This is a genomic window from Mesorhizobium sp. M2E.F.Ca.ET.209.01.1.1 (assembly GCF_004010375.2).
GTDB lineage: Bacteria > Pseudomonadota > Alphaproteobacteria > Rhizobiales > Rhizobiaceae > Mesorhizobium.
Genome location: NZ_SADP02000002.1, coordinates 244,365 through 261,913 on the forward strand (window position 1 = coordinate 244,365; position 17,549 = coordinate 261,913).

Here is a 17,549-nt window from a genome sequence, read left to right on the forward strand (position 1 = left end):
ACGCCTCTGCATAGTTCCATTCCATCGATTCGATTTGGAGTTGCATGGATGGCAAGGGTTGTTCGCTTTCACAGTCACGGTGGTCCCGAGGTGCTTCGCATCGAGGAAAAAGAGGTTCCGTTGCCAGGTCCTGGCGAGGTGCGGATACGCGTCAGGGCACTGGGCTTGAACCGCGCCGAAGCCTCGATGCGCAACGGCACTTGCATCGAAACGCCGCCGCTGCCGTCAGGCCTAGGTCTTGAGGCGGCCGGCATTGTCGAGGCGATCGGCGAGGGCGTCGGTGGTTTCGCGACGGGCGATGCGGTCAGCATCATCCCGCCGCGCTCCATGGTTCGCTGGCCGGCTTATGGTGAGTTCGTCACCTTTCCGGCTGAACTCGTCGTCAAACATCCGCCATCGCTTTCGTTCGAGGCCGCCGCCGCGACATGGATGCAATATCTCACCGCTTATGGCGCGCTGATCGATATCGCCCGTCTCCGTCGTGACGAGCCCGTCGTCATCACCGCCGCGTCGAGCAGCGTCGGGCTCGCCGCAATCCAGATCGCCAACAGAATTGGCGCCGTGCCGATCGCCGTCACCCGGACATCGGCCAAGAAGACGGCGCTGCTCGATGCCGGCGCTGCGAATGTGGTGGCCTTGGCTGAAGACGATCTCGAGGCGCGGCTGAGAGCGATCGCGCCGCAAGGCGTGCGCGTCGTGCTCGACCCGGTCGGCGGCCCGATCTTCACGCCTCTTGCAGCCGCGATGGCACGCGGCGGCATTCTCATCGAATATGGCGGCCTCAGCCCCGAGCCGACGCCGTTCCCGCTGTTCGAGGTCCTGGCGAAGACGTTGACGCTGCGCGGCTACCTCGTGCACGAGATCACCGGCGATCCCGCCCGGCTGGAAGCCGCCAAGGCTTTCATTCTCGACGGCCTCCAATCAGGCGCCTTGAAGCCGATCGTTGCCAGGACGTTTCCGTTCGAGGCGATCGTCGAGGCGCACCGCTTTCTCGAGGCGGGCGAACAGTTCGGCAAGGTGGTGGTCGTGGTTTGAGGCGCACTTTGCCCGCTCAGCCAAAGGCTTAATAGGCTTCGGCCGAGCCGGGTATAGCCTGAAGGCGCTCGACGTCCTGACGGGGCGGGGCGCCGAACAGGCGCCGATATTCGCGGCTGAACTGCGAAGGGCTGTCGTAGCCGACGGCGAAGCCGGCTGTGCCGGCGTTGGCCCCGTCAGCCAGCATCAGCCTTCGCGCTTCCTGCAGGCGTAGCTGTTTTTGATACTCGAGCGGGGTCATGCGCGTGATCGCTTTGAAGTGGGCGTGAAGCGACGACGCGCTCATGCCTGACGCCGTGGCAATCTCGTCGATGCGCAATTGCGCCTGAAAGCCGTTCCGGATCGTGGCGATGGCGCGGCTCACTTGGTTCAGGTGGCTGTCGACGGTTCCCATTTGACGAAGCGTTGCGCCATGCGGACCGGTGAGCAGACGGTAGAGAATTTCGCGCTCCACGAGCGGGGCCAGAACATCGATGGTTTCGGGGCGATCGAGCAGCTTCACCAATCGGCACGCGGCATCGATCAGGTCCGGGTCGCTTGGATAGACGGCAAGCACGGGCACGTCCTTCTCGGAAGAAACCCGCCGCTCGGTCACAAGCTGGTCGGCAAGTGCCGCGGTGTCGAAGTCGATCTTGCAGCACAGATATGGCGCGGCCGGACTGGCCTCGAGAACATGGCCGACCAGAGGCAGGTCGACCGAAACAAGAAGATAGCTCGATGCATCATAGACCACGCTCTGGCCGGCCAGCGAGACGCGCTTCGACCCTTGGGCGATTATGCAAAGCGAAGCTTCATAGACCGCCGGCACTGGCGCGCTGGGATGGTCGGCGCGAATAAGCGACAGCCGAGGCACCGCGGTGCCGGACATGCCGGAAGCCGGCGCGAACCGCGCGATCATCTGAGCCAGGTCGGCAATTTTGTTCATGCCGCATAAATCTGCATCGCGCGCGATGTTGCAAGGCTTGGTCGGCTTATTTGGAGGATCGTGCAAACTCTTTGGACGATCGCGCTACCGCTCTCCGCCTTCGCGCCACCATTTTGCGTCCCGTCACCGCAAGCGAAAAGGAAACAATCATGACGGGACTGAAAGACAAGGTTGTATTGATCACCGGCGCCTCGAGCGGCATCGGCGAAGCGACGGTTCGCGAGCTTGCCTCGGCAGGCGCCAGGCTGTTTATCGGCGCCCGCCGCGCCGAGCGTCTGAAGGCGCTGGCCGAGGAACTCGGTGAAGGGGTTGGCTGGCGCGAACTCGATGTGACGGATGCGGCAAGCTTCGCCGCATTCGCCGATGCCGCTCAGGCGCAATTCGGGCGGATCGACGTGCTGGTCAACAATGCCGGCGTCATGCCGCTGTCGCCGCTTGCCGCGCTGAAGCGCGATGAGTGGGCGCGCATGATCAACGTCAACATCTTCGGCGTGCTGAACGGGATCGCTTCGGTGCTGCCCCGCTTCGTCGCTCAGAAAAACGGGCACGTGGTCAACGTGGCGTCCGTCGGCGCGCATCTCGTTCTGCCCACCGCGGCGGTCTACTGCGGCACAAAATATGCGGTATGGGCGATCACCGAAGGCCTGCGCCAGGAGCATGACGACATCCGCGCCACGATCATCTCGCCCGGCGTGACCGCGACCGAATTGGGCGACGACATCAGCGATCCTCAGGTGGCCGCGGCTTTGAAGGAGTGGCGGCAGAAATCGCTGACGCCGGACGCCATTGCGCGGGCGATCCGCTTTGCCCTCGAACAGCCCGACGGCGTCGACGTCAACGAAGTGATCGTGCGCCCGACGGCAGCAAATATGTAGACGTCGTGCCGCCGAGTCAGCCAGATGCGAACAGGTCGGCGTTTCGCGCCGGCCCGTTCGCCTAACCTCGTCACGCCGCCTTGACCTTCAGCTCTTCTTCGCCGCGCACCATCCTGATCACGCCGGCGAAGTCGAGCTTGCCGGAACCGAGCACCGGCACCTTCGGCACGACACGCACCTCGGCCGGCACCATCAGGTCCATGGCGCCATTCGCCTTGGCGAAGGCGAGAAAGTCCGCGCGGGTCGCGCCGGAAGCTTCCGTGATCAGGATAAGCTTCTCGCCCTTGCGCGCGTCCGGTACTGTGGCGACCGCTGACAGCGAGCCTTTCCAGAGTTCGCCGGCCAGCGCCTCGACCGCCGCCAGCGAAATCATCTCGCCGCCGATCTTGGCAAAGCGCTTGGCGCGGCCGCGGATCGAGATGAAGCCGGCGTCGTCGACGGTGACGATGTCGCCGGTGTCGTGCCAGCCGTCTTTCAGCGGCTCGATCACGCCGGGGTTCTCGGCGCGCAGATAGCCCGACATGACGTTCGGACCGCGCACGAAGAGCCGCCCGCCCTCGTCGACGCCGGGCACCGGGTCCAGGCGATATTCCATGCCGGGCATGATTTTGCCGACGCTGCCTGCCTTGTTGTACATCGGCGTGTTGATGGCAATCACCGGTGCGGCTTCCGTCACGCCGTAGCCCTCGAGGATGCGCAGGCCGAACTTCTCCATATAGGTCATGCGCGTCGCCACCTTCACCGGTTCGGCGCCGGCGAAGCAATAGCGCACCGAGCGGAAATCGTAGGGGTGCGCGGTGCGCGCATAGCCCGCGAGGAACGTATCGGTCCCGAAGATGATCGTCGCGTTCGATCCGTAGATCAGCTCCGGCACGATGCGGTAGTGCAGCGGCGAGGGGTAGAAATAGACCGGCACGCCAGAGATCAGCGGCAGCACCGTGCCCGCCGTCATGCCGAAGGAGTGGAAGATCGGCAGCACGTTGAACACCTTGTCGCCCGAGTGGAAGTCGATGCGCGAGGCCGCCTGGGCGGCGTTGGCCAGGATGTTGCGGTGGGTCAGCACCACGCCCTTGGGCGTGCCTTCCGAGCCCGAGGTGAACAGGATCGCCGCCGGATCGTCCGCCTTGCGCGCCACCCGCGGCGTTGTCTTGCGCAACAGGCCGAGCAGCTTGTCCTTGAGGCCGATCGTGACGCGCAGGTCGTCGAGCCAGACGATGTCGACCGAGCGGCCGATCTCTTCCACCACCGGCCCGAGCTTTGCCTGCTCGACGAAGGCGCGGGAGGTGAGCACGGTTTTCACTTCGGCCGCCCTGCATGCCGACAGGATGTTGGCCGCGCCGGCGGTGAAGTTGATCATCGCCGGCACCTTGCCGGCCGACATGACGCCGAGCAGCGCAGCGCAGGCGCCGTTGGCGTTGGGCAGCATGATGCCCAGCGTCTCTTGTCCCGCATAGAGATGCTTGAACTTCTCGCCGAGCACCGCGGCGGCGGTGAGCAGCTTGCCGTAGCTCAGCGAGCCGGTGACCGGATCCTGCACGGCGAGCTCCTTCATGCCGCGCTCGTGGGCCGTCTCGATGATCTTCTGAAGCACCGTCTTGTCGATGTTTTGGGTGCGGAAGACGAGGTCCGACATCACCTGATAGAGCGCCGAGCCCGCCGCCGCGCGGCGCTGGCGCCCCTTCAGTTCCTGGGGCACTTCGAGCTTCACCGGCTCCAGGATGGTCACCTTGACCTTCGGGAACAGGCGGTGGCGCACATGCTGCGAGGAGAGCCGCGAGAAATAGCTCTTCTCCAGCCCCTCGATGCGCACCGGCACCACCATCGAGCCGGTCTTGTCGGCGACCATGGCGGCGCCGTCATAGACCTTCATCAGGCCGCCTGTGACGGTGATGCGTCCCTCCGGGAAGATGACCAGCGGATCGCCGCCCTGCACGATCTTGATCAGGGTGCGGGTCGACATCGGCTTCGCCGGATTGAGCGGCAGCGCCCGGGCGAGCTTCATGAACGGCTTCATCCACCAGGCCTGGGCGATCGTGTAGTCGATGGCGAAGACCGGCTCCTCGTCGGTCAGCGTCAGCGCCAGCGGACCATCGAGGAAGCTGACATGGTTGAGCGCCAGGATCGGCGCCTTGCCGGCCGCCTTGAGTTTGTCCAGTCCTTCGACCTCCAGCCGCAGGAAGGCGCGGAACAGGATCGAGACGAAATCGCGGAATGGATTGGTCGGCAGGAATTTCAGCATCAGCCAGGCGGCGACGGCGTTGGCGACGACGAGGCCGAACAGGATGCCTGCGATCGAGACGCCCGCCGCCTGGATGGCGGCGACAAGGATGCCGCCGACGGTCATGAAGCCGGCGTTGACGATGCTGACCGCCGCGACGACGCGGGCGCGGCGCGCTTCCGGCGACCAGGCCTGCACGGCGGCGAAGGTCGGCACGACAAGGAAGGCGGCGGCAATGGCCATGCCGGCGAGGTCGATGGCGACGCGGACGGTGTTGGGGCCGGCGAAGAAGGCCGACAGGCTGGCGGCTGTCGGCGAAGGCTGCATGCTGCCGATGGTCCAGGCCAGATGCAGGCCGAACAGCGCCATCAGCGCGGTGCCGACCGGCGCGGGCAAAAGCACCATGCGGCCCTGCGACATCCAGGCGGCGATGGCCGAGCCGATGGCGATGGAGACGGCGAACACCGCGAGATAGGCGGTGACGGCGATCTCGTTGCCGCCGAGCGAATCCTTGATCATCGCCGGCAGGATCGAAAGCACGATGGCTCCGACCAGCCAGAACCACGAGGTCATCAGGCCGGCGCGCCAGATGCGCGTGTCGGTGCGCAGTTCGGCGACCTGCCGCCAAGTCGAGCGGAAGATGTTCCAGTCGATGGTGAGGTTGGGAGCCGCCGAGCCGGTGGAAGGGATGTAACGGCTGACGAACCAGCAACCGACGGCCAGCGCCATCATGATCGGCCCGAACACCGTGACGCCGATACCGTCGGCGGAGACGACCCCGCCGGCAATCGTGCCGCCCAGGATCGCTGCGAAGGTCGCCGACTCGATCCAGGCATTGGCCTTGGGCAGTTCCTTGCGCTCCAGATGGTCCGGCAGGATGCCGTATTTGATCGGTCCGAACAGCGCCGAGATGATGCCGAACATCAAGAGCGCCGTCATCAGCACGGGAATAGAGGACAGCGCGATGCCGACGACGGCGACGGCGGCCGCGGCGATCTCGGTGAATTTCAGCCGGCGCGCGATCAGCGCCTTGTCGAAGCGGTCGGCGATCTCGCCGCCCAGCGCCGAAAGCAGCAGGAAGGGGGCCATGAAAATGGCGCCGGCCAGCGTCACCAGCGACGCGGCCTGGTCCTTCGCCAGCGTGAAGAGAATGAGGAACACCAGCGTGTTCTTCAGGAAATTGTCGTTGAAGGCCGAGAGGAATTGCGTCCAGAAGAGAGGCGCGAAGCGCCGCGACATCATCAGATGGGTGTTCATGGCAATTTCCATTGGGCAAGCCCGACTGGCAATCCGTTTGGACTGAGCGGACACTTGCGCGGTTTGAGCCTTGTTTACCGGGAAGCGGTTAAACTTCGTTACTGCGATTTATTCCAATCCATTTGTTTCTTGCCCTTGGCGCCCCGCATCTGACGTCCGCGGTCGGTCTCCAGGGCTTGCAGGCGCTTGAATATTTGCGGGCATGGCTGTCGGTGAGCATCGATATGATCCTTTCGTTTCAGGCTTAGGCTGCGTCGGCCTGGGCTTGTTTCAGGCCGGATACAATTCAGTGAACATTGTTCATGTTCGCAGCATAGCATATCGTGAACGACGTTCAAGAGAAAAATGAACGGCGTTCACAGATCGAACTGTTGAATGGGAACACGCTGGATGCGAGCTGCGCGCGACCTGGCGTTCAGGAGAACAACGAAACGTTAGACAAGCTCTCGATTTTGCGGCGACTGGAGCTACACCAGCCGGCCGCAAACGGCTATCAATCGTCGCGAAGTCATGCTTCGGGGTGGTGAGAGGCGCGCGGCTTGCAGCTGGATTTGAAGACAATCGAGGCTTTGGCCCCCGATCAGGCCTCGCTTGGCGCCGCCGCCAAGCTGACCAAGCGGTCGAACTGGCCCAGGCTTGAAGCGCATGAACAGCTGCCGCTGATCTGGGGCGAATGCCAGGGCTCGGGCTCCAACCCTTACCGGGTCGCGTTCGACACCTCCGACCACGGCTATAAATGCACCTGTCCGTCGCGGAAATTTCCCTGCAAGCACATTCTGGCGCTGGCCTGGATCGGCGCCACCGCGCCGGCGAGCTTCGCGCGTGTCGACCAGACGCCTGACTGGGTCAATGACTGGCTCGGCCGGCGCCGCAAGCCTGGGCAGCCGCCGGCCACGGCACCAGCTCGCGCGGAAGGCAAAAGCATCGACGAGGCATCGCGGCCGGAAGAGGCACATCCTGTCGAGGACGCAGCTGCCGCCGAACGCCGCGAGGCGGCGCAGCGCAAGCGGGCGGAGGACACGCGCAGCGCGGTCTCGGCGGCGCTCGACGAGCTCGACCAGTGGATCGCCGACCAGTTGCGGCTCGGTCTTGCCGGCTTTGTCGATGCCTCGAGCGAGCGCTGCCGCCGCATCGCGGCACGGCTTGTAGACCTCAAGGCGGCGGCACTCGCCGGTCGTATCGACGAATTGCCCGCGAAGCTGATGGCGCTGCGCGGCGAGGAGCGGCCGGACGCCGCGATCCGCGAGCTGGGCAAGCTGGTGCTGCTCGCGAAGGCCTGGCGCGCCGCGCCGGACGATGCCGAATTGAAACGCCTGGTCTCGACATCGGAGACGCGCGACCAGATACTCGCCAACCCCGACGCCGTTCAGGTCGAGAGCGACTGGGAGGTGCTTGGCGAAAAGATCGAGACCCGACGCGACGGGCTGGTCAGTCACGCCACTTGGCTGCTCGATCTGAAAAGCACGACACCGCGATTTGCGGTGCTGCTCGATTTCTTCCCCGCCTCGGCCGGACGCCGCTCCGGCGCCTTCGCGCCGGGCGACCGCTTCAGAGCGAGGCTGGTGTTCTATCCGTCGCGCAATCCGCTGCGCGCGCTGGTCGCGGACCGACTGGGCGACGTGGCGTCTGGCGCGTGGCCGGCATTCGTCCCGGATGCAGCAGGCGATCCGCTGGCCGCCTACGCCGCGTTCCAGGATGGCGCGCCCTGGCTGTCCGATTGCCCTGTCATCCTGCCGGCCGGTGCGATCGCGCTGGACGAAAAGGACGGCGCCTGGTGGCAGGCGGCCGGCGATCCGCACGGCATTGCCCTGCCTGTTGCCGGCTCCGTCAACCAGACCTTGCTCGGCCTCGATCTCGCGGCGACGGCAGCGCTTTGGAACGGCGCCAGGCTCGAGCTGCTGGCATCGCAAAGCAGCATCGGGAGGCTCGATCTGTCATGAACGAGCTCGATCAGGCCGGACTGGCACGGTTGCGCGACGGCTGGATTTCGGGCGGCGCCATGTTCGAATTCGCCCCGGTCGAGTGGAAAGAGGTAGCCACCGCTACCAGCCCCGACGAACGGGAGCGGCGGCTGTTGGCCATCGCCGCGCAGGCGCTGGATGTCGCGCTCCGCCCCGCGGCGCCGAAAAGCTTGAAGCGGCGTCCGCCGTTGCCGGTGCTGGCTTTGCCGATGCTGCCTGAACGCCTGCGGCCGGCGCTGCGCGCCGCGCTGAAGCAGGCCGCCGATGCGAGGCGCAAGGCGCAGGTCGTCAAGCTGGTCGCCAGTCGTGGCTTCGTCACCCATCCGATGGATTGGATGCCTTCCGCGTCGGACCAGATCGCACCGGATATCTACGCGCCCTGGATCGACTGGCGGGCGAGCGCCGGAGAGGAACGGCTGTCGCATGAAAAGCTCACCTTGCAGAATTGGCCAGAATTCTTTCCGGCCGCGCGGCGCGTTGCGCTGGCGGGGATGCGCCGGAGCGAACCGGCGGTCGCCAGGCTGCTGATCGAGGCCAAGGGTCCGGCGGAATCGGCCGAGGTCAGGCTGTCGCTGGTCGAGCTCATCCGCATCGGCCTCGGACCGGACGACGCGCCGTTCCTGAAGAGCCTGGCCTCAGATCGCTCCACCAAGGTCCGTGAGCTCGCCGGCCGCATGCTGGCGATGCTGGGCGAACATGGCGAAGGAGGGCCGGACGCCCCCGTAGCCGAGCTTGCCGGCTTCATCGAGGAGGGTAAGGCGGGCTTCATTCGCCGGCGCACGACCTTCGGGCCGGCGAAAACCAAATCGCACGCGCAGGAACAGCGCCGCGCGGAGCTGTTCGAGCTCTGCAACCTGGTCGATCTGGCGACGCGGTTCGGCGTTACGGAGTCCGACTTCATAACCGGCTGGCAGTTCGGCACCGACAACAATGCCGATGTCCATCTCTCGCGCATGGTCGCCGCCTCCGGCAGCGACACTGCGGTGGCGCATATGGCCGACATGCTTGTCGCCGAAGGTGGCAAGCATGTGTTTCGCGCGCTTCAATTGACCCCGCGCTTAGATAATCGCCGAAAACGTGTGCTGGTCCGGTTGATCCTTAAGCAAGCGAACTACCTCGGAATGCTTAATCTGGCGGAAAGCCTCGACGCTGGCTGGCTGGACTGGGACGACCTGACGAATGGGCAAGTGCTTCCAGCGTTGCGTTCCGTCATCGGCGGAAGCGACGATGCTATGCGGCAAGGGGTTCACGACTTCCTCGAGGTGATGGGCTTTCTCGCTACCGCAACAGCTGCGACGAGACTAATCGAAGATTTAATTACAACTGGCTTGCCGCCGGCGTCTCCATCCCTCAGCCTGCTGCGGCTCAATGCGGCACTGACCGAAAACCTTTCCCAATCCGACAGATGATCAACCCGGAGAAGATCGCATGAACGCAGCCATCCGCCTCCCGGCCGAACAGGTCTACGCCGCCGAACTGCAGGCGCTCGCGCGCGGCGACGACCGCCAAAAGCCTGCCGGCTGGAGCCTGTCGCCGAAAGCCGTGCTCACCTATCTAATGGGCGGCAAGGCGAGCGACGGCACGGTGATTTCGCCGAAATATGTCGGCCGCCGGCAATTGATGGAAACGGCGGTCGCCACGCTCGCGACCGACCGGGCGCTGCTTCTGCTCGGCGTTCCCGGAACGGCAAAATCCTGGGTCTCGGAACATCTCGCCGGCGCCATCATGGGCAATTCGACGCTGGTCGTGCAATGCACCGCCGGCACCGACGAAAACCAGATCCGCTATGGTTGGAACTATGCCCAGCTCCTGGCCAAGGGCCCGAGCCAGGAAGCGCTGGTGCCAACGCCGCTCTACCGCGCGATGCAGGACGGCAAGCTTTGCCGGCTGGAAGAGCTGACGCGCATGGGCTCCGATGTGCAGGACACGCTGATCACCGTGCTGTCGGAAAAGATGATGCCGGTGCCGGAGCTGAACACCTCGATCTACGCGCAGCGCGGCTTCAACATCATCGCCACCGCCAACAACCGCGACAAGGGCGTCAACGAACTCTCCTCGGCGCTGAAGCGCCGCTTCAACGTAGTGGTGCTGCCGCTACCGGACGATATGGCGGAGGAAGTCTCCATCGTCTCCCGGCGCGTCGGCGAGATGGCCGGCGGGCTGGACCTGCCGGTGCCGAAGAATGTCGGCGAGGAGATCGCCCGCGTCCTCACCATCTTCCGCGAGCTGCGCTCGGGCGCGACCGCCGACGGCAAGGTGACGCTGAAGACGCCGTCGGGCTCGCTCTCCACCGCCGAGGCGATCGCAACCATGGTCAGCGGCCTCAGCCAGGCGGCATGGTTCGACGACGGCAAGCTCCACGCCGAAGGGCTGGCGCCAAGTCTTGTCGGCGCCATCGTCAAGGATCCGGTTCAGGACAAGGTGGTGCTCGAGGAATATCTGGAGACGGTGCTGAAGAAGCGGCCGGACTATGCCGGCTATTATGCGGCGCTCAACGCGGCCATCTGAGCCATGACGCAAGGCGGCATCAGCTATTTCGGCATTCGCCACCACGGCCCGGGCTCCGCCGGGAGCCTGGTCAAGGCGTTGCAGGAATTGCAGCCCGTCGCCGTGCTGATCGAGGGGCCGGTGGATGCCTCGCCGCTGCTGCCGTTGCTCGCCAGCCCCGACATGAAGCCGCCGGTGGCGTTGCTCTGCTATCCCGAGGACGACCCCGCCGCGACCAGCTTTTGGCCCTTCGCCGAATTCTCGCCGGAATATCAGGCAGCACTTTGGGCCGTCGCCAACAAGGCGGCGCTGCGCTTCATCGACCTGCCGTCGGCCGCGCGGCTTGCGGAGAAGGCGCCTGAAGCAGCCGCGGACACCGAAGCAGCCGAGGCGGAGGCCACGGACGAGCAGGGCGAGGAACCCACGCGCATTCAGGATCCGATCGGTACCCTGGCGCGCGCCGCCGGCTATGAGGACGGCGAGAGTTGGTGGTCGGACATTATCGAGCAGAATCCCGAACCCGGCCCGATCTTCGCGGCCATCGCCGACGCGATGACGACGCTGCGCGAGGGCGAGGGCGCGATCGCCAAGTTCGAGGCGATGCGGGAGGCGCATATGCGCCTCGAGATCGCCGCCGCGCGGAAAGAATTCGACGGGCCGCTGGCTGTCGTCTGCGGCGCCTGGCATGTGCCGGCCTTGGGGGCCGCGCATACGCAAAAGAGTGACCAGGCGCTGCTCAAGGGCATCGGCCGACGCAAGACCACGATGACTTATGCGCCGTGGACCGGACCGCGCCTGGCGCTGGGCTATGGCTACGGCGCCGGCGTCGTCGCGCCCGGCTGGTGCAAGCATCTGTGGCAGACGCGCGGGGAGGGCGACGCCTCCGTCCTGTGGCTGGCGCGGATCGCCTCGGTGCTCAGGGCGAAGGGCCACATGATCTCGACTGCATCGCTGATCGAAGCGGAGCGCTTGGCGCGCGCGCTTGCCGCAATCCGCGAACGGCCGAAGCCGGGCTTCGAGGAACTGCGCGACGCCTCGGTCTCGGCGCTCTTCAATGGCGAGGCCCTGCTGTGGAAGATGGTCGAGGCCGAGCTGCTGCTTGGCGCCGATGTCGGCGAGATCCCGCCCGACACGCCGCTCGCGCCGCTGATCGACGATCTGCAGCGCAACCAGAAGGCCGCGCGGCTGAAACCGGAAGCGCTGGAACGAGAGCTTTCCGTCGACCTGCGCAGCGAGAGCGGTCTCTTCCGCTCGACCTTGCTGCATCGGCTGAACGTTCTCGGCGTGAGCTGGGGCAGGCTGACCGATGTCGGGCGCAGCCGCGGCACGTTTCGCGAGCGCTGGATGCTGGCCTGGCAGCCGGAATATGCCGTCCGCCTGGTCGAGAACCTGGTCTACGGCCCGACCATCGAGAAGGCCGCCAATGGCCGATTGATCCTTATGATCGGCGCCGCTCCAACGCTCGATGCTCTGGCCACGCTGGTGCAGAGTGCGATCACCGCCGCCTTGAGCGAGGCGTCCGCCGCCGGTCTTGCGGCGCTCGAGGAAAAGGCAGCGCACAGCAGCGAGTGCCTGGAGCTGCTGGCCTCGGTGCCGCCGCTGGCCGACATCATCCGCTACGGCGAAGCGCGCAAGACAGAGACGGAGCGTCTCGCCGGCCTGCTGGAGCGGCTGATCATCGAGGGCTCCATCGCGCTGCCTTACGCGGCGCGCGATCTCGATGCGCAGGCCGCCGCCGCGCTGATGGCAGCACTTCGCAAGGCCGACGAGGCGATCAAGCTGATCGAGCCGGATGAGCATGTTCTGGAAGCCTGGCGCAACGGGCTGGCGGCCGTGCTCGATTCCTTACGCGCCACGGCGCTCGTCGCCGGCTGCGCCGCGCATCTGCTCTACGAGGCTGGACGCCTCTCAGCGGATGAGACCGCCGATCTCCTGGCAAGGCGCCTGTCGCCGGGAACGCCTGTGATCGATGCCGCCGCCTTCTTCGAAGGCTTCTTCAGCGGCGCCGGCCAGCGGCTGATCTATGACGAAGGTCTGCGCGGTGCCGTCGATGCCTGGCTGGCCTCGCTCGACGAGGAGGCTTTCGTGGCGCATCTGCCGCTGCTGCGCCGCGTCTTCTCCAACCTCGACAGCATGGAGCGTCGGCGCCTGATCGAGGCCGTGCTTGGCAAGAGAGCAAGCCTGCCCGCCGGACTGACGGCGGCGCCGGATGGCGGCGCGGCATGGCGCAGGCATTTTGGTGTTCTCGCAAAGCTGCTCGCAGGGGAACCCGGCCATGGTTGATGAAACGCACGGGCCGGAGCTCGATCCGACGCAAGACAACCGTGAGCGCCGCTGGCGGCTGGCGATCGGCGCCGACGACGAGACATCGTCGGCGCTGTCGGCCGAGGACCGAAAACTGTCGGCGGCGCTCGATGTGCTCTATGGCGACGGCAGCGGCGACCCCGCCGGCGATCCGCGCAAGCGGCGCGGCGGGCTTGGCCGTTCGGCGCCGCGCGTCGCGCAATGGATGGGCGACATCCGCTCCTTTTTCCCGGAGCAGGTCGTCCAGGTCGTGCAGAAGGACGCCTTTGAGCGGCTGAACCTCAAGCAGATGCTGATGGAGCCCGAATTCCTCAAGGCGATCGAGGCCGACGTCAATCTCGTCGCCGACCTCGTCTCGCTGCGCTCGGCGATGCCGGACAAGACCAAGGACATCGCCAGGTCCATCATTTCCGACATTGTCGCCAAGCTGATGCAGCGCCTGGAGCAGAAGACCGCGGAGGCGATCCGCGGCGCGCTCGATAAGTCGCGGCGCACCGACCGGCCGCGCCAGCGCGATATCGACTGGCCGCGCACGATCACGGCGAACCTTCGCCACTACCAGCCGGACCATAAGACCGTCGTGCCGGAAAAGCTGGTCGGCTTCATGCGTCGTCAGCGCCGACTGGTCGACCTCGATGAGGTGACGCTCTGCGTCGACCAGTCCGGCTCGATGGCGAGCTCGGTCATCTACGCCTCGATCTTCGCCGCCGTGATGGCCTCGCTGCCGGTCGTGCGGACGAAACTCGTCTGCTTCGACACGGCGATCGTCGATCTGACCGAAGAGCTCAGCGATCCGGTCGAGGTGCTGTTCGGCGTCCAGCTCGGCGGCGGCACCGACATCAACCAGGCGGTCGCCTACTGCGCCGAGCGCATCGAGCGGCCAACCAAGGCGCATTTCGTTCTGATCACCGATCTCTACGAAGGTGGCAACGGCAAGGAGCTCCTGCAAAGGCTGGCGGCGCTTGTCCGGTCGGGCGTCAACGTCGTCGTGCTCTTGGCGCTCACCGATCAGGGCCGTCCCGGCTACGATCCGTCGATGGCGGGGTCGGTCGCCGCGCTCGGCATCCCGGTCTTTGCCTGCACGCCCGACCATTTCCCCGACATGATGGCGGCGGCGCTGCGCCGCGAGGATATCGGCGCCTGGGCGGCAGGCGCCGACATCAAGCTCGTCCGCGCCGATACGGAGGCGCCGGGCGCGGCGGAGTAGGCTTGCCGCCCGAACTCAGAACGGCTTCTCGCCGGTCATCTCGAAGCGCTCGACCGCGCAGTGCTCGGCAATCACCGCCAGGATGTCCGTCGAAGGCTCGAGCGCGTCGGGCTGCTTCCATTGAACGTCGAAGGAAAAAACAAAGCAGTTGCGGTCGACATCATGCTCCATGCCGACAAAGCGCGCGTCGTAGCCAAGCGGTCGTACCATGTTGCGTATGTCGGGTGGCGAATCTTCCGGCCATGAGACCGATAGGATCGCCTTGTGGTCGCGCGGGATTTTCAGGTCGACCCATTTCAGCGCCTGCAGCGTCACCAGCGTCAGCACCGTCGCGATCATGCCGAGGCCATATTGGCCGCCGCCAAAGGCGAGGCCGATCATCGTCATGATCCACATCGTCGCGGCGGTGGTGACGCCGGTGACGAGATCGCCGCGCCGCAGGATGGCGCCGCCGCCGATGAAGCCGACACCGGTCAGCACGCCGAGCGCGAAGCGCATCACATCCATGCGCACGAAAGAGTCCGGCGTCTTGCCGGAGACGTCGAGCAGCATGTTGGCCTGAACCATGGCCACACAGGCCGCCAGACCGACCAGTATGGTCGTGCGCAGCCCGGCGGAATGGCCGCGCGCCTCGCGATTCAGGCCGATGAGGAAGCCGGCCAGCAGGGTCAGCAAGAGCCGCCCGACAAGGTCCAGCCAGGTCGGATGAAGCGGCATGTCGCAGCAAAGTGTCTCGAACATCGTCTCGACAAGGGGGTGTAAATTCACCGCGCCTCAATTTCGTCAGCGACGTTCAACCGGGCAGAGCCGGGAATGGTTCCGTGACCGATGTCTGAAGACATCAGGGCTGTCTTCAATGCGCGGCGAGGCTGACCACCAACGCCAGCACCACGATGCCCACCAGCCCGGCGATGAAAATGATGCGGCGGGTGCGCGTGCGCAGGATGATTTCACCCTGTCGTGCGTCCTGGCCCGAGAAGACCAGTCCTTCGCTATCGCGATCCTTGCTCATGAATTGCTCCTTCCTTTGGAACGGATCCGGAAGGTCTCTGAGCAGGAACCGATTTGTCGGTGCGAAGTTCCGCCGTGTTTCGGGGGGAGCAATGCCCGCGACCGGGATTGAACCGGTCGCGGGAGATTTCGCTTTAGCCGAATTTCGGGTCGAGGCTGCCCGACTTGTAGCGCTTGGCCATGTCCGCCAGCGGGATCGGCTTGATCTTCGGCGCGTTGCCGGCGGTGCCGAACTGCTCGAAGCGCTCCTTGCAGAGCTTCTTCATCGCCGCCATCGCCGGCGTCAGATATTTGCGCGGGTCGAACTCCGACGGGTTCTCGGTCAGCACCTTGCGGATCGCGCCGGTCAGCGCCATGCGGTTGTCGGTGTCGATGTTGATTTTGCGCACGCCGTGCTTGATGCCGCGCTGGATCTCCTCCACCGGGACGCCCCAGGTCGGCTTCATCTCGCCGCCATATTTGTTGATGATCTCCTGCAACTCTTCCGGCACCGACGACGAGCCATGCATGACCAGATGCATGTTGGGCAGGCGGCGATGGATCTCCTCGATCACGTTCATCGCCAGCACCGCGCCGTCCGGCTTGCGCGAGAACTTGTAGGCGCCGTGGCTGGTGCCCATGGCCACCGCCAGCGCATCTACATGCGTGTCGCGCACGAACTGCTCGGCCTGCACCGGGTCGGTCAAAAGCTGGTCGTGGCTGATCGCGCCTTCGACGCCATGGCCGTCTTCCTGCTCGCCGCCGCCGCTCTCCAGCGAGCCCAGCACGCCGATCTCGCCTTCCACCGACACGCCGCCCCAATGCGCCATGTCGACGACGCGCCGGGTGATGCCGGAATTGTAGGCATAGTCGGCCGGCGACTTGCCGTCCTCCTTCAGCGAGCCGTCCATCATCACCGAGGTAAAGCCGTACTGGATCGCGGTGACGCAGGTCGCTTCGTTGTTGCCGTGGTCGAGATGCATGCAGACCGGGATATCGGGATGGATCTCGACCAGCGCGTCGATCAGCTTGGCCAACACCACGTCATTGGCATAGGCGCGCGCGCCGCGGCTGGCCTGCAGGATGACCGGGGACTTGGTCTCCTCGGCCGCCTCCATGATGGCGAGGCCTTGTTCCATGTTGTTCATGTTGAAGGCAGGCACGCCATAGCCATGTTCTGCGGCATGGTCGAGCAATTGTCTCAGTGTGATGCGAGCCAACGAATAGTCTCCCGTATCTGGTTCGAGCCCGTTTGAAATGGCCACCCGGGCGGGCGGCCCCGTTGCTTCTGGCTGGATTTCCGACGCACCGCAACCACTCTCGTCGCGGTCCTGAAATCCAAATCGGTTTAGTTCTGGTGCACCGGTTGCTCAGGCGGCAATCTTTGCACGCGCGGCGAGGATCTCGACGCAGGCCTTCGCGGCTTCCTTGCCCTTCACGGTGAAATGCTCGTGGAAGAAGCGGTGATGCTCGGCGCTGTCATGGTAGTTGTGCGGCGTCAGCACCGCCGACAGCACCGGCACGCCGGTCGCAAGCTGCACATTCATCATGCCGTCGATGACGGCGCTCGCCACGAAGTCGTGCCGGTAGATGCCGCCGTTGACGACGAAGGCGGTGCCGAGGATCGCGGCGTAGCGGCCTGTCTCCGCAAGCGTCTTGGCGTGCAGCGGGATTTCATAGGCTCCCGGCACGTCGAAGACCTCGACGGCAAAGCCACCGAGCGCGGCAAGCTCCGCCTCGAACGCCGCCACGCACTGGTCGACGATATCGGCGTGCCAGCGCGCCCGGATGACGGCGACACGCCGGACAGTATGGTCTTTGGGGAAATGCTGATTCATGGGTCCTTCCTTCCGTTTCGAACCAGAATCAGGACGCACGACGCAAAAATGCGGCCCGCGCGAGCGGACCGTCTTATGCGATCGTTCTCTTCCATCCGGACTGTAACCGTCGGCTCCGGAATCGCACCGGATCTGCTGACCCTTCCGATAAGGCCGGAAGGCGCTCGCGGGCTTGGGTCGAGACCCTTACCGCCGGTGGGGAATTTCACCCCGCCCTGAGAACATTGACGGTGCAGCTATGGAGGGGGAGGCAGGCGCTGTCAATTGGCGACTAGCCAATCTCTCCGTTGTGGGGGATGACCGGCAGGTAGACGGGGGCGCGGCGTTGCAGGATCAAGGTTCCTCGCCCCACGAAGTGGGGAGAGGTGGCTCGGCGAAGCCGAGACGGAGAGGGGAGCGCCCTACGAAGGCCCCCGCTCCGTCCGCTTCGCGGCCACCTCTCCCCCGCCTTG

13 protein-coding genes and 1 riboswitch are annotated in these 17,549 nt (G+C 65.4%); of the genes, 7 read left to right on the top strand and 6 right to left on the bottom strand.

Annotated elements, in window-relative coordinates; translation table 11 throughout:
• Nucleotides 1–48: 48 nt before the first annotated feature.
• Nucleotides 49–1,035, top strand: a complete 987-nt coding sequence (locus tag EN852_RS04645; protein WP_127875581.1) for a zinc-dependent alcohol dehydrogenase family protein — start codon at nucleotides 49–51, stop codon at nucleotides 1,033–1,035.
• A gap of 28 nt (nucleotides 1,036–1,063) precedes the next feature.
• Here EN852_RS04645 and EN852_RS04650 read toward each other — a convergent pair whose 3' ends face one another.
• The gene (locus EN852_RS04650) at nucleotides 1,064–1,960 is read right to left on the bottom strand and encodes an AraC family transcriptional regulator (protein ID WP_127875580.1); all 897 of its coding nucleotides are present in this window, start codon (nucleotides 1,958–1,960) and stop codon (nucleotides 1,064–1,066) included.
• A 149-nt stretch (nucleotides 1,961–2,109) separates the two neighbouring features.
• Here EN852_RS04650 and EN852_RS04655 point away from each other — a divergent pair, with 149 nt between their 5' ends.
• Nucleotides 2,110–2,835, top strand: coding sequence for an SDR family oxidoreductase (locus EN852_RS04655; protein ID WP_127875579.1), 726 nt, complete (start codon nucleotides 2,110–2,112; stop codon nucleotides 2,833–2,835).
• A gap of 70 nt (nucleotides 2,836–2,905) precedes the next feature.
• On the opposite strand, the gene EN852_RS04660 is transcribed toward EN852_RS04655, so the two are convergent.
• Nucleotides 2,906–6,310, bottom strand: a complete 3,405-nt coding sequence (locus EN852_RS04660; RefSeq protein ID WP_127875578.1) for an acyl-[ACP]--phospholipid O-acyltransferase — start codon at nucleotides 6,308–6,310, stop codon at nucleotides 2,906–2,908.
• A gap of 539 nt (nucleotides 6,311–6,849) precedes the next feature.
• On the opposite strand from EN852_RS04660, the gene EN852_RS04665 reads away from it, so the two are divergent.
• Genes EN852_RS04665 through EN852_RS04685 form a run of 5 tightly spaced genes read left to right on the top strand, consistent with a single transcriptional unit; the run spans nucleotide 6,850 to nucleotide 14,269 of the window.
• Nucleotides 6,850–8,250: an SWIM zinc finger family protein gene (locus EN852_RS04665; protein WP_127875577.1), complete on the top strand. Its 1,401-nt coding sequence runs from the start codon at nucleotides 6,850–6,852 to the stop codon at nucleotides 8,248–8,250.
• Entirely contained in the window at nucleotides 8,247–9,680 is a 1,434-nt protein-coding gene (locus EN852_RS04670; protein ID WP_127875576.1) for a DUF5691 domain-containing protein, read from the top strand. Before EN852_RS04665 ends, EN852_RS04670 begins: the two co-directional genes overlap by 4 nt.
• A 19-nt stretch (nucleotides 9,681–9,699) precedes the next feature.
• On the top strand, nucleotides 9,700–10,779 hold the full coding sequence (locus tag EN852_RS04675; protein ID WP_112095179.1) for an AAA family ATPase: 1,080 nt from the start codon (nucleotides 9,700–9,702) through the stop codon (nucleotides 10,777–10,779).
• 3 nt (nucleotides 10,780–10,782) lie between these two features.
• Entirely contained in the window at nucleotides 10,783–13,041 is a 2,259-nt protein-coding gene (locus EN852_RS04680; protein WP_127875575.1) for a DUF5682 family protein, read from the top strand.
• On the top strand, nucleotides 13,034–14,269 hold the full coding sequence (locus EN852_RS04685; protein ID WP_127875574.1) for a VWA domain-containing protein: 1,236 nt from the start codon (nucleotides 13,034–13,036) through the stop codon (nucleotides 14,267–14,269). The genes EN852_RS04680 and EN852_RS04685 overlap by 8 nt, the downstream gene beginning before the upstream one ends.
• A 15-nt stretch (nucleotides 14,270–14,284) precedes the next feature.
• On the opposite strand, the gene EN852_RS04690 is transcribed toward EN852_RS04685, so the two are convergent.
• From EN852_RS04690 to EN852_RS04705, 4 genes are all read right to left on the bottom strand, one after another.
• Complete coding sequence (locus EN852_RS04690; protein ID WP_127875660.1) at nucleotides 14,285–15,010, bottom strand: MgtC/SapB family protein; 726 nt, start codon at nucleotides 15,008–15,010, stop codon at nucleotides 14,285–14,287.
• Nucleotides 15,011–15,122: 112 nt separating this feature from the next.
• Nucleotides 15,123–15,281: a peptide ABC transporter permease gene (locus tag EN852_RS04695; RefSeq protein WP_127866937.1), complete on the bottom strand. Its 159-nt coding sequence runs from the start codon at nucleotides 15,279–15,281 to the stop codon at nucleotides 15,123–15,125.
• Nucleotides 15,282–15,414: 133 nt separating this feature from the next.
• On the bottom strand, nucleotides 15,415–16,479 hold the full coding sequence (gene fba, locus EN852_RS04700) for a class II fructose-bisphosphate aldolase (protein ID WP_127875573.1): 1,065 nt from the start codon (nucleotides 16,477–16,479) through the stop codon (nucleotides 15,415–15,417).
• Nucleotides 16,480–16,629: 150 nt separating this feature from the next.
• Complete coding sequence (locus EN852_RS04705) at nucleotides 16,630–17,097, bottom strand: 6,7-dimethyl-8-ribityllumazine synthase (protein WP_127875572.1); 468 nt, start codon at nucleotides 17,095–17,097, stop codon at nucleotides 16,630–16,632.
• 79 nt (nucleotides 17,098–17,176) lie between these two features.
• A riboswitch (FMN riboswitch) is annotated at nucleotides 17,177–17,324 on the bottom strand.
• Between the last annotated feature and the right edge of the window lie 225 nt (nucleotides 17,325–17,549).